This is a genomic window from Sutcliffiella halmapala (genome assembly GCF_002019665.1).
Lineage (GTDB): Bacteria > Bacillota > Bacilli > Bacillales > Bacillaceae_I > Sutcliffiella_A > Sutcliffiella_A halmapala.
In genome coordinates, this window is record NZ_KV917375.1 from 3,405,866 (window position 1) to 3,419,365 (window position 13,500).

10 protein-coding genes are annotated in these 13,500 nt (G+C 38.1%); 6 read left to right on the plus strand and 4 right to left on the minus strand.

Annotated features, from left to right (window positions below):
- Window positions 1–45: 45 nt before the first annotated feature.
- Together BK580_RS16855 and BK580_RS16860 are read right to left on the minus strand one after the other, a co-directional pair.
- Window positions 46–729 (minus strand): response regulator, encoded by a 684-nt coding sequence (locus tag BK580_RS16855; RefSeq protein WP_408055247.1) that lies wholly within the window; start codon window positions 727–729, stop codon window positions 46–48.
- Window positions 713–2,320, minus strand: a complete 1,608-nt coding sequence (locus BK580_RS16860; RefSeq protein WP_078381467.1) for an ATP-binding protein — start codon at window positions 2,318–2,320, stop codon at window positions 713–715. The genes BK580_RS16855 and BK580_RS16860 overlap by 17 nt, the downstream gene beginning before the upstream one ends.
- Before the next feature lie 87 nt (window positions 2,321–2,407).
- Here BK580_RS16860 and BK580_RS16865 point away from each other — a divergent pair, with 87 nt between their 5' ends.
- Both BK580_RS16865 and BK580_RS16870 read left to right on the plus strand, forming a co-directional pair.
- Window positions 2,408–3,460: a DctP family TRAP transporter solute-binding subunit gene (locus BK580_RS16865; protein WP_078381468.1), complete on the plus strand. Its 1,053-nt coding sequence runs from the start codon at window positions 2,408–2,410 to the stop codon at window positions 3,458–3,460.
- A 236-nt stretch (window positions 3,461–3,696) separates the two neighbouring features.
- Window positions 3,697–5,454 (plus strand): alpha-glycosidase, encoded by a 1,758-nt coding sequence (locus tag BK580_RS16870; RefSeq protein WP_078381469.1) that lies wholly within the window; start codon window positions 3,697–3,699, stop codon window positions 5,452–5,454.
- Window positions 5,455–6,213: 759 nt separating this feature from the next.
- Here BK580_RS16870 and BK580_RS16875 read toward each other — a convergent pair.
- The gene (locus BK580_RS16875) at window positions 6,214–7,086 is read right to left on the minus strand and encodes a helix-turn-helix transcriptional regulator (protein ID WP_078381470.1); all 873 of its coding nucleotides are present in this window, start codon (window positions 7,084–7,086) and stop codon (window positions 6,214–6,216) included.
- Between the two features lie 120 nt (window positions 7,087–7,206).
- On the opposite strand from BK580_RS16875, the gene BK580_RS16880 reads away from it, so the two are divergent.
- The 3 genes from BK580_RS16880 (at window position 7,207) to BK580_RS16890 (ending at window position 10,509) form a co-directional block, all read left to right on the plus strand.
- Complete coding sequence (locus tag BK580_RS16880; protein ID WP_078381471.1) at window positions 7,207–8,571, plus strand: MATE family efflux transporter; 1,365 nt, start codon at window positions 7,207–7,209, stop codon at window positions 8,569–8,571.
- 198 nt (window positions 8,572–8,769) lie between these two features.
- Window positions 8,770–9,111 (plus strand): P-II family nitrogen regulator, encoded by a 342-nt coding sequence (locus tag BK580_RS16885; protein ID WP_078381472.1) that lies wholly within the window; start codon window positions 8,770–8,772, stop codon window positions 9,109–9,111.
- Between the two features lie 24 nt (window positions 9,112–9,135).
- Window positions 9,136–10,509 (plus strand): ammonium transporter, encoded by a 1,374-nt coding sequence (locus BK580_RS16890; RefSeq protein ID WP_078381473.1) that lies wholly within the window; start codon window positions 9,136–9,138, stop codon window positions 10,507–10,509.
- Between the two features lie 69 nt (window positions 10,510–10,578).
- On the opposite strand, the gene asnB is transcribed toward BK580_RS16890, so the two are convergent.
- Window positions 10,579–12,426, minus strand: coding sequence for an asparagine synthase (glutamine-hydrolyzing) (asnB, locus tag BK580_RS16895; RefSeq protein WP_078381474.1), 1,848 nt, complete (start codon window positions 12,424–12,426; stop codon window positions 10,579–10,581).
- A 251-nt stretch (window positions 12,427–12,677) separates the two neighbouring features.
- Between asnB and BK580_RS16900 the strand changes: the two genes are divergently transcribed.
- The gene (locus BK580_RS16900) at window positions 12,678–13,253 is read left to right on the plus strand and encodes a DUF2777 domain-containing protein (protein WP_169865083.1); all 576 of its coding nucleotides are present in this window, start codon (window positions 12,678–12,680) and stop codon (window positions 13,251–13,253) included.
- Window positions 13,254–13,500: the final 247 nt, after the last annotated feature.

A 13,500-nucleotide genomic window follows, 5' to 3' on the forward strand; every position in this document is an offset into this window, starting at 1 on the left:
AAGTTTATGGTCATAACGGATGTTTTGTTCATTTTGGTCTTCGTTTTACTTGTTCATGACATACCGATTAACAGGTCTACCAACACCCCCATATTGAACATCTAGCTTAATGACACTTGTTTTTTCCAAGTAATCTAAGTAACGCCTCGCAGTCACTCTTGCAATGCCTATTGAATTAGCCACTTCCTCTGCAGATCGTGGTTTAACTTGTTCTCGTAAAAAGGTAATGACTTCCTTTAAAGTGAAATCATTTAAACCCTTTGGCAGGTTCTCTCCGCCTTTTTGGGCATTTTCAGTATAAAGTAGCAGATCAAGTTGCTCCTGTGACATCGTTCCCGATTCTTTTAGACTCTCTCTGTATTGGCGATATTTTTCTAACGCTTGCTTAATGCGACTGAACTTGAACGGCTTTAGTATATAATCCATCGCTCCATTTTGTAGCATTAGTTTAATCGTTTCTTTATCCTTTGCTGCTGAGACGACTATTACATCTGCATTTATTTTCTGCTTTCTCAATTCCTGCAGGGTTTTAATCCCATCCTTTTTCGGCATGAATACGTCTAAGATGATTAAATCCGGTTGCATTTTTTTTACAAGCTGAATACCCTCCTCACCATTTCCTGCTACCGCTTCTACAACAAACCCTTCAACACTAGTGATGAATTCTTTATTAACCTCCTGAACCATTGGATCATCCTCGATAAGTAGCACTTTAATTTTCTCTACCATGTGCTCCATCCTCCTCTTCCATTGGAAATGTAATAATGAATGCTGCTCCTTCACCTAGTTGAGATTGCACTTGTATTTCTCCTCTGCCTTTCTCCACAATCTGCTTTACTAAATATAAACCGTAGCCAGTCCCTCCATCTTTGCCTGAAGTAAATCCTTTTTCAAAAAGTTTCGGTAAATGTTCTTCATGAATACCGTAGCCATTATCTTCGACTAAAACAGAACAAGTGTCTAACGTTTGTTCAATACTGACAACTATTCTTTTATCAGCTGAATCGGATATTTCCAAAGAACCAAAGGCATTTTCAATCAAATTCCCTAACAATAGCACAAAGTCATGATGATCTAAACCACTCGGAAACTCCTCGAGATTGCTGTTTTTATCAATCTGTACTTCTATATCTAGCTCTTTTCCCCTTCTTACCTTGCTTAATAAAAGACCTGCTACTGCATCATCTTTAATAATTTCATTCAAGAATCCTGAGATATTTTCCAATCCTTCTGAAGCTTCAAAAGCAAGCTCAAGTGCCTTGTTAGATTTTCCAAGCTGGATTAAGCCTGCAATTGTATGTAACTTATTCATATGTTCATGGTTTTGTACTCTCAGTGCCTCTACAAAGCTTTTTACACCTGTCAACTCCTCAGCAAGCTTTGCAACTTCTGTACGGTCTTGAAAGATAGCTACTGCTCCAATTAATTCATTTTCTTTTCTAATTGGTATGCGTGTGCTTAAAATCACTTTTCCGCTCACTAATATTTGCTCATTATAAACTGGTTCATTTTTTTCGACTATCTCTGGAAGCCTTGTGTCCTTTAATACAGACCTAATTGGTTTCCCAACAACATTACCCGTCACTTGAAAAACCTTTTTAGCTTTTTCGTTAAAAATCGTGATGACGTCCTGATTATCAATAGCGATTACCCCTTCATTCATCGCATGAAAGGTAGCTGTTCTTTCTTCAAAAACCCTCTTAATTTCATGTGGCTCAAGCTGGAACATCTGTTTTTTTATATGATTAGCAAGCATATAGGAACCTATTAATCCAAGCAATAGTGTCAAGATGACAATAAAGGAAATTTCGCTCGCAAAATTCAATAAAAGGTCCTTATAACTGAGAATTTTATTACCTACCACTACAACACCAATCTGATTTAAGTCACTATCCTTAATTGGATGAAAAGCTCGTATTACTGTTCCAATCTCACCTCTTGCTTTAGAGAAATAAATATGTTCTGCAAAAGCTGCCTCCTCATCTTCGCCCTTTGAACGAAATCCAAGCATTTCATTAACGGGGTGAGCATAACGAACTCTATCCATATTCATGATAACTATATAATCTGCCTCATTAATAATCCGAATTTCTTCTACAACTGGATTCACCGTCTTCCATCCTCTAGTCTCATGAATGCCCACTTTCACATCTGAAAGCTCTGCCACTGTTCTGGCAGTATTCATGGATCTGATTCGTAATTCCTTTTCCTCTTGCTGCTGAATATTAGCAATAACGATGATTCCGCCTATTAATAAAGAAAGAATAACGACACTATAGGATAAAAGCGTGATTTTCCAACGGATAGGCATTTGCTTCATAATCCTCCCCCTTTTCTATATATGTGCTTTACGAATAATGGACTAGAAGAGTATCATTACATAAATGGGTAAAGAGGTGATACGTTGATGAAAAGCACTTATAGCTTTATCCTTCTTTTTAGCATTGTTGCTACCGTTTTCATTTTTGGATTCCTTCCACATTTCACTCAAGAGGAATTGCCATATGATGATGACCAAGAAGGGCTCAGTAAACAAATTGTCTTCAAATTTAGCCATGTTGTCGCTGAAAACACTCCAAAAGGACTGGCAGCTGCCAAATTTGCTAAGCTTGTTTCCGATAAATCAAATGGCAATATTAAAATTGAAATATTTCCTAATGGAAGTCTGTATTCTGACATAGAAGAAATCAATGCACTCAAGGAAGGCCATGTTCACTTTATTGCGCCCTCTACTTCAAAGCTTGGAATGCTTTCTCCTAAATGGGGTGTCCTTGACTTACCTTTTGCCTTTCCATCTGATGCTGCGATTACCGAAGGGCTCAATGGACCAATTGGAACAGAACTTCTTCACTCACTGCAAAGAGATGATATTAAAGGCCTTGCACATTGGAGAAACGGCTTTAAGCAGCTCACCACTAATAAGGGCCCTTTAATCACTCCGCAGGATATAGAAGGTCAAACCTTCCGTATTATGCAAAGTGGAGTATTGCAACAACAATTCGACCGTTTGAATAGCCATGCTATACAAGAATCCTTTAATTCTACTTACAAATTGCTAGAAAGCGGTAAAGTCGATGGTGAAGAAAATACGATCTCAAATATCTATTCTAAAAAATTTTATAACTTACAAGAGTATTTGACAATCAGCAATCACGGATATTTAGGTTATGCCGTTATGATGAGTGAAAAAGTTTGGGAACAACAAACGGAGGAAACAAAGAGAATTTTAATAGAATCGATGGAAGAAACAACATCCTGGAACACACACCATTCAATTAAAATGAACAACGAACAATTAGATCTTATAAAAGAAAAATCTCCAATAAAAATTTATGAACTGACAGAACAAGAAAAAGAGCAGTGGAAAAAGGTCCTTGATCCTGTCTATGATACCCTTACTCCTCAAATTGGAAAAGAGTTGGTAGATGAGATAAAGAAGTTACGCAAACGATATGAGTGAGAAATAAAACTCTGAGCATATAAAACTGCTGCTCAGAGTTCTTTTACACATTTTGCCCCCTTTTTAACATCCTTGACTATGCAGTGAGATAAAGCATGCGGACAGATTCACTTTTCATTGACATCCAATCCAAATTGACATACCCTTATGGTGAATGAAATGGCAATGAAGCGATTTCAACCATTTTTTTCTCACACAAAATGCAAACGATTGCATGAAGGAGAGGTTGAATAAAAATGCTAAAAGAAGCGATTTACCATCGTCCCAAAAACAATTTTGCTTACGCTTACAACGACACCACGCTTCATATTCGATTACAAACAAAGAAAGATGACGTGGATACTGTAGAATTAATTCATGGCGATCCATACATCTGGGAAAAAGATCAATGGGTTTCTACTAAAAAGCCCATGACCAAATCTGGTTCCGATGATCTATTTGACTATTGGCTCGCAGAAGTGACTCCAGAATTTAGAAGAATGCGTTACGGTTTTTCCCTTACTTCAAAAGATGAAAAGCTAACATATACAGAAAAAGGGTTCTTTGTAGAAGAGCCAAAAGACTGTGGTCTCTATTTTTGTTTTCCTTTCTTAAATAAAGGAGATGTGTTCCATGCTCCTGCTTGGGCGAAGGATACTGTATGGTATCAAATTTTCCCTGAACGCTTTGCGAACGGGAATAAAGCAATCAATCCAGAAGGTGCCTTGTCATGGGGAAGTACAGAACCTACGACAACTAACCTCTTTGGTGGTGATTTTGAAGGTGTTATCGAGCATATCAACCATCTTGTGAACCTAGGGATAACTGGTATTTATTTCACTCCTATCTTTAAAGCCCGTTCTAATCACAAATACGACACGATTGATTATATGGAAATTGACCCACAGTTTGGTGATAAAGAAACTTTTAAAAAGCTAGTAAAAACTTGTCATGCACACGGTATAAAAGTAATGCTAGATGCTGTTTTTAATCATAGCGGATTTTATTGGGCTCCTTTTCAAGATGTCCTTAAGAATGGGAAGGATTCTAAGTATAAGGATTGGTTCCATATTTGGGACTTCCCAGTACAAACAAAGCCAAAGCCAAATTATGATGCCTTTGCATTTGTTTCCGATATGCCGAAATTAAATACGGAAAACCAAGAAGTGAAAGATTACTTATTAGAAGTAGGTCGCTATTGGGTCAGAGAATTCGATATTGATGGCTGGAGACTTGATGTTGCGAATGAGGTGGATCATCAGTTCTGGAGAGAATTTAGACATGCGGTGAAAACTGAAAAAGAAGATGTTTATATCTTAGGTGAAATTTGGCACGATTCCATGCCTTGGCTTCAAGGTGACCAATTCGATGCAGTCATGAATTACCCATTCACCACAGCTACACTAGATTATTTAGCTAAAAATAAAACAAAAGCAGAGGATTTCGCGCATTCGATTTCAAAAGTTCTACATTCCTACCCTGTGAACGTGAATGAAGTAGCCTTTAACCTTTTAGGAAGTCACGACACTCCTCGTATTTTAACCATTTGCGAGGACGATAAAAATAAATTAAAGCTATTATTCTTATTTCAACTTTCCTTCATCGGTGCACCTTGCATCTATTATGGAGATGAAATCAGTATGACCGGTGACCAGGATCCTGGTTGTCGTAAATGTATGATTTGGGAAGAGGAAAAGCAAGACCTAGATATGTTTGCATTCGTTAAGAAATTAATCCAACTGCGTAAAGAAAGACCAACCTTTGGTAATCATGGAGATATCCGCTTTATTGAAGCAAACAACGAAACAAATCATGTAATATATGAAAAAACCTCTAGTGACGAAACAATATTGTTTATAGTAAATAATAGTGAGCAAGATTTAGTTGTAACATTGCCCGAGAATACAAAAGGGAAAGTATTGCGCGACATCTGGAACAACAGTGAATTTGCAGCCGATGCAGACTCCTTATCTGCCAAATTACCCGCGTATGGCTTTCATATTTTTGCTTATTAAATAAAGGCACTTAGGGTTTGTGCCCTCTGTTTGCTTTTTGGAGGTTTTGAGGGTACGATCACCATTGATCGTTCCCTCTTTTTGCTTTTTTGGCTTTTTGAGGGAACGATTACGACCTGATCGTGACCCCTATTTGCTTTTTCGACGTTTTGAGGGTACGATTACGCTCTGATCGTGACCTCTTTTTGCTTTTTCTGCTTTTTGAGGGTACGATTACGACCTGATCGTGACCTCTTTTTGCTTTTTCAGCTTTTTGAGGGTACGATTACGCCCTGATCGTTCCCTCTTTTTGCTTTTTTGGCTTTTTGAGGGAACGATTACGCTCTGATCGTTCCCTCTATTTCCTTTTTTGGCTTTTTGAGGGAACGATTACGCTCTGATCGTGACCCCTATTTGCTTTTTCGGCGTTTTGAGGGAACGATTACGCTCTGATCGTTCCCTCTTTTTGCTTTTTCAGCGTTTTGAGGGTACGATTACGACCTGATCGTTCCCCCTATTTGCTTTTTCGGCGTTTTGAGGGCACGATTACGACCTGATTGTTCCCTCTATTTTCCTTTTCGACGTTTTGAGGGCACGATTACGCCCTGATCGTGACCCCTATTTGCTTTTTCGGCGTTTTGAGGGCACGATTACGCCCTTATCGTTCCCTCTATTTGCTTTTTCGGCGTTTTGAGGGTACGATTACACCACTTGAGAACACTTTTCCTATATTTGCTTTTAAGACGTTTTTCATAGAATCCCTTGCTGCCACCCCTGCTGTTATTTCCGCTGCACTAATCTCCTATATTCCATCGGCGTTGTCCCTTCCACCTTTTTAAACAACTTTGAAAAATAAGTAACATCCTCTATTCCGACTTCACGTGAGATGGTAGATACTTTATATTCCGTTTCTACTAGCAATCGTTTAGCTTGGTGTAATCGATAATGTGTTAAGTATTGAATCGGGCTAATTCCGATCGTTTTTTGCATGCAACGTGTTATGTAATCAGGATGAAAATTAAGTCCTTCTTTTAGCGACGTCATTGTAATTGATTTTTGATAATTTTCTTGTATTAGTTTCATAGCAAGCTCACAAACTTTTTCTGTTGCACTTGGAATGGAGAATGCTTCCTTTTGAAGCTGTAAAATAAAATCGGAAAAGTATATTTGCTGTTTTAAATAGTCATCAGGGACATGTGCATCGCCTTCTCTGAAACTCAGCATGTTATCAAGCTGTTGCTCTACTATCTCTCTTCTTTTCACTTCTCCATGCTGCGGAATATGAAAAAGGTAATGCCCTTGTTCGATGAAAGTTGGCTCTTTTTTGTATACAAAGGACCAATCCAACTCTTTGTCGGCAACAATTTGATAGTCATCATTAGGTATGACAAAATGTAGCCAAAAATAGGTGGTATCCTCTTCACAGTTTTTGTAGCCAACATGATGTTTCCCTGGTACTAAAATTACGTATTGCCCTTCTTGAACTTCAAATCGTTCCTCGTCCTCTTCCATATAAAGCGTGCCTTTTTTTACATACAAAAGATCAAATACGGTAAACACTCGGGAGAAATGGCTCTTCCCTTTCTGGAACGTAAACTCTCCACCCCTTATAAATGTTGGAAATGGGGGAATGGAAAACGCTATCATTGACATCTTCTACACCTCAAGTCGTAATACTCCAATTAGAATCGAATTCATCTCTTTCTATTATAATAAATACCGGTTAAACTATAAATTGTTTTATGTCGGAATCATCAAAAGGAGTAACCACCTATGAAAGATCAGAATACGAAAAAATTGACCCTTTTTGCCTTGACTTGGCCTATATTTATAGAAGTATTATTACACATGCTGATGGGTAATGCTGATGTTTTGATGCTCAGTCAGTATTCAGATGAATCAGTAGCTGCTGTCGGAGTGGCAAATCAACTTCTGTTTATGATTATCGTTATGTTCGGTTTTATCGCAACAGGTACTTCCATTCTCGTTGCACAATATTTAGGAGCGAAAAATCGAAAATCAGCAGCAGAAGTAACTGTGGTATCCATTGGAGCTAATTTACTATTTAGTATCGTTATCAGTATTGTCCTCTTTGCCTTTAGTTCAAAATTATTACTCTTGATGAACCTGCCTCCAGAATTATTATCAGAAGCGGATACGTATTTAAAAATAGTGGGGGTTTTCTCATTCGTTCAAGCACTAATTATTACGATGGGAGCAACCATTAGAAGCTATGGATTTACAAGAGACGCGATGTACGTCACCATTGGAATGAATATTATTAACGTCATCGGTAACTATTTATTTATTTTCGGACCTTTTGGAATTCCCGTCCTTGGGGTAGAAGGTGTGGCAATCTCCACTGTTATAAGTCGTGCACTCGGAATCATTGCCATTACTGTCTTATTGTTTAAACGTATCGAAGAAACACTTCCGTTTAAACAAATATTTTCTTTACCGATTGAGCATTTAAAAAATCTATTAAAAATAGGAATCCCCTCTGCCGGGGAGCATCTATCCTATAACATCTCCCAAATCGTTATAACCTATTTTATCGTAATGATCGGAACAGAGGCGCTAACTACAAAAGTATATGCGCAAAGCTTGATGATGTTTATTTTCTTATTCGGCATAGCCATTGGGCAAGGTACGCAAATTATGATTGGTCATCAAATTGGTGCTGGTCAAATAGAAGATGCCTATAAGCGTTGTATTAAAAGCTTACGTCTTGCAATTTTAATATCTATCTTAACAGCCATTCCAATTGCTATATTTTCAGATACACTATTAGGTTTGTTTACGAGCAATCCTGACATCATTGCACTTGGAGGGACGTTAATACTTCTTACGATTATTTTAGAACCTGGTCGTTCCTTTAATCTCGTTGTTATTAATTCCTTACGTGCAGCAGGTGATGTTAAATTCCCAGTCTATATCGGAATATTATCGATGTGGGGCGTTAGCGTTACTGTCTCCTATATACTAGGTATTCATTTTGGACTCGGACTGATTGGTGTTTGGATTGCCCTTATTTTAGATGAATGGCTTAGAGGGGTACTGATGCTTTGGCGTTGGAAATCAAGAATCTGGGTAAATAAATCCTTTGTCGATGCAAAAAAAGCTAAAACTGCTTCTTAATATAACTTTCCATAGCCTCCAATTTCGGAGGCTTTTTTGTGTTTTCATCACTTTGTCAGCTTTTCTTACACACTTGTAAACGTTTTCGCCTGAATTTTTCGAAAATTCATATTGCATCTTGAATAAAAATGCAATATGATAATAAACATATCATATGATGTTAGGAAATATAACACGAAATAATAAGGAGAGATTTGAATGAAAAAGGTAGAAGCAATTATTCGCCCAGAAACATTTCGCACCCTTCGCGAACGTTTAGTAGAAGTAGGAATAAATGGCCTTACCGTTTCCGAAGTAGCTGGTTGCGGTCAGCAAAAAGGACAACAAGGAGTGTTTAGAGGAAATACTTTTGAAATCAATCTACTCCCTAAAGTAAAAGTGGAAATGGTTGTTGAAGCAGAATTTGTAGACGAAATCGTTCAAATTATTCAAGAAACATGTAGTAGCAATTCAGTAGGTGATGGAAAAATCTTTATTTATCAAATAGAAGATGCTATTAGAATTCGCACTGGAGAAAGCGGAAAGCTAGCAATCATTTAGTCTAATCACGGGAGGATGAAGAAAATGAAAAAGAAAATTGGCTTACTAGTAACAGGAGGCTTATTACTTGGATCCACGGCACATGCGCAAACTCCTACAGTTGAGACTTTAAGTATTTCCATGGATATGGTATGGATTATGGTCGGCGCACTTTTAGTATTCTTTATGCATGCTGGATTCGCCATGTTAGAATCTGGGTTTACTAGATCAAAAAATTCCCTCAATATTTTAATGAAAAACATCTTAACTATTTCGATTGGTTCTGTTCTATATTTAATCGTTGGTTACGCAGTGATGTTCGGTTCTTCAGCAGGCGGCATTATAGGAACAGAAGGTTTTCTACTAGCTGGACATGAGGGAGAAATTGGCTTCTTCGTTTTCCAAGCCATGTTTGCAGCTACTTGTGCTACCATCATTTCTGGGGCTGTTGCTGAGAGAATGAAGCTTGGAAGTTATGTTCTCTTAACGATTGCCATGACAGCATTTATCTATCCAGTTGTTGGACATTGGGTTTGGGGAGATGGCTGGTTAGGATCCTTAGGATTTACAGATTTCGCTGGATCCACCGTCGTTCATTTAACTGGTGCATTAGGAGCTTTAGTTGCCGTTCGCTTCTTAGGAGCAAGAATCGGGAAATATTCCAATGGCAAAGTGAACGTTATTGCTGGTCATAATATACCTTTAGGTGCATTAGGTGTATTCATCCTATGGTTTGGTTGGTTTGGTTTTAACGGAGGTAGCACATTAGCTGCTGATCCTGAACTTATCCCACATGTTGTAACCACTACTTTATTATCTGCCTCTGGCGGGGTAATTGCTTCTGCATTGTATTCGAAATTACGTTACAAAAGAATTGACGCCACACTTACACTAAATGGCGCCCTAGCTGGTTTAGTAGGGATTACAGCCGGCACTGGAGACGTTTCTCCAATCGGCGCTCTTATCATCGGTCTTATAGCTGGGGTTATCTTGGTCGAAGCTGTTTCATTCATTGACCGCGTCTTAAAACTAGATGATCCTGTAGGAGCAATAGCAGTTCACGGAGTATGTGGTATTTGGGGTACACTTGCTGTTGGATTATTTTCTACTTCAACTGGTTTATTTTACGGAGAAGGATTTGGTCAATTAGGTATTCAAGCTATTGGAGTTATTGCTGTAATGGCTTGGACCATCGGCTCAGTTGGTATCTTCCTCTACCTGGTTACACGTGTTAGTAAAATTCGTGTTTCGAAGGAAGAAGAAATCGCTGGACTTGATTTCGCTGAGCACGGTTCTTCCGCTTACGAATTAAAAGAATCCGTTTTCTCTGATAACAACAGTTCTACACCGGAATTCGGAACAGGACTTGTTCATCGTTTAAATAACTTAGGTACGAAACCTAAGGCTAAGCAAGTTTAAAGAGCAATACTTAAAAATGATTATAACAAAAAGCGATCCTAGGTTATTGCACCTTGGATCGCTTTTCTTTTATTCCTTAACAGACACTCCATACTCTGTAAACCACACATGAATCTGAGCTAAATGCGCTAATAATTGTGGCCCTGTCATTAGTTGCCCAAACCACGGAACTTGAAAAGCATTTCCATCTGTATTTATAATTTCCTGAAGCTTTTCCTTTTGAAAAAATTCCAGTAATGGCGTATTTTTATCAAGAAGAATATCATTCAACCAATTTTTTACGACCTTCGTATAAACCGGATGATGCGTTTTCGGGTAAGGACTTTTCTTACGATAAAGCACCTCATCGGGTAATACCCCTTCTAACGCTTTTCTCAGTAACCCTTTTTCTCTATTGCCGTACATTTTCATATCCCACGGAATATTCCATACATATTCAACGAGTCGATGATCGGCAAATGGTACACGGACTTCCAGACTAGCCCCCATACTCATACGGTCCTTCCGATCGAGTAACGTGGTCATAAACCAAATCATATTCAAGTAAAATAATTCTCTTCTTTGTGCTTCTAATTTACTTTCCCCATCTAAACGAGGAGTTTCTGCGACTGTTTCTTCAAATTTAGCTGTTATATATTCATCTAACCGAAGTTTTTTCTTCCATTCAGGTCGTAGTAGCTCCATTCTAGCATCAGTAGAACGCATCCAAGGAAAATTACTAGCCGCTAAGTCTTCTGGACGATGGAACCACGGGTATCCTCCAAAAATCTCATCGGCACATTCCCCTGACAAACTAACAACATAGTTCTGCTTAATTTCCCGACAGAACCAAAGCAATGATGAATCAATATCTGCCATTCCAGGTTGATCCCGAACTAGCACAGCCTCTTTTAAATTAGCCGCTAAGTTTTCTTGCGAGATTACCGAATAATGATGAACCGTTCCAAATGTGTCCGTCATTTTTTGAATCCAGTACTCGTCAGAATTTGGCTGAAATTCATTCGCTTTAAAATACTTATCATTTTCCTCATAGTCTATCGAATAGGTATGCAAAGGAGGCTTTCCTTCTTTTTGAAAAGAATTCGCTGCAATAGCAGTGATTGCACTAGAATCGAGACCCCCTGAAAGAAAGGTACAAACTGGTACATCAGATACTAATTGTCTCGTTACAGCATCTGTAAATAAATAACGAACCTTTTCAGCAGTTTCTTCTAAGCTATCTGTATGGGGCTTGCTTACTACATTCCAATAACGTTTTACCTTTAGTCCATTACGCGAATAGATTAATAGATGCGCAGGACGTAGTTCATTGATATCCTTAAACAAACCATGGCCCGGTGAACGCGATGGTCCTAACCCAAATATTTCTGCTAATCCATCAAACCCTACCGCACTTGTCACAGATGGGTGTGCTAAAATGGCTTTTATTTCTGAACCAAATAGTAACCTTCCATTCTTCTCATGAAAAAAAAGCGGCTTTACTCCAAGTCGATCTCTTGCGATAAACAACTGCTCTTTTTCTTCATCCCAAACCGCAAAAGCAAATATACCATTTAGATGATGGACGCACTCTTCCTTCCATTCCAGATAAGAAGTAAGTAAAACTTCCGTATCAGAATGTCCACTGAAGGTATACCCCTTCTTTAATAGCTCTTTTCTTATATCTTCTGTATTATAAAGCTCACCATTATAACAAATCGTATAGCTTTTACCATTTTTCACTCTTGTCATTGGCTGTTTTCCACCTTGAGGATCTACTACGACTAAACGCTTATGACCAAATGCTACATGCTCGCTCATCCAAATATTTGTATCATCAGGCCCTCTAAACGCTAACGTTTCAGCCATTTTTTTAACAATGTTTTCCTCATGTTTGATTGATTTCTGATAATCTATCCACCCAGTAATTCCACACATATCGTGCCATCCACTCCTTTACTAAACAGAAACAAGGCTTTTTTATACTATGCGATTAGGGCTTATACCATGAATTATTAAAGCGTTTCATCTTCCTTTTTCCTGTTTGTCTATCTTCCATACTATTTTTATAAAGAATGGGGAATGTAAGAAAGACGAAGGGTTCTTGTTTAAACGGCTAGAAAGTAGGACAGAATTGGGAAAAAGAAGAATTTACGTTACACTATATGTTTCGCACTGGAGGAAAACCTGTGAATCTTCAAAAAAGAAAAAACATTATATACGGACAAAAACGTTCTTATACATGCGGCACAGTCGAAAATATTAATGAACAGTGGATTTTTTTTGATGCAGAAGATGATGAGGCCTTCTTGCTTGAGGAAATTACGGAAGATGGGATTGAAATCCTTCTGTCGAATGAATGGGTACCAGGTGTCCTGTTAGAAACAAGAGAGGTTTTACTACATACTCAACATCTTTACGAACTTAATAATGGAGATGCTGTAAGGGTCCGAAAAAGACTTCCTCTCCCCTATATGGAATTATTAGAAGAGTTATCAGAAGATGCTTTTAATCATTTTACTAAGCTATTGAATTCGATCAAGATCTCGCTATATGATTGTATTTATTGCTACAATACTATGCAGTTTCTAGATGAAAAGAATCAAAGTGGGGTTAATTTTTTAGTGTATGATAACGAGACCTTTATTTGTAGTGTTCAACATCACTTTTCGAGAGGGAAGCATCGTTCTGATCGTTTTGAGTATACTTTACAAACTGGAAAACGTTATATGTTTACTAATTTAGAGAGACGTAAGGCGGAATAAGTTGGGGTGTTTGTCTCCGATATATAAAAAAGTACCGTTCCCTGTAGTTCAGTTTGCAGGAAAACGGTACTTTTATTTTATTAGCTACCTTGAAAATAAAGGGGCACTTTTGAACACCCTGTAGATCTCCGTGCCAGGTGTTCGCTTTCCGCGGGCGGTCCGGGAGTCTCACACCTTGCACTCCGATCTACAGGGGAGACCGATTAAACATTGCCTTTAATATAAATCTTAGCTTCTTATCTTCATC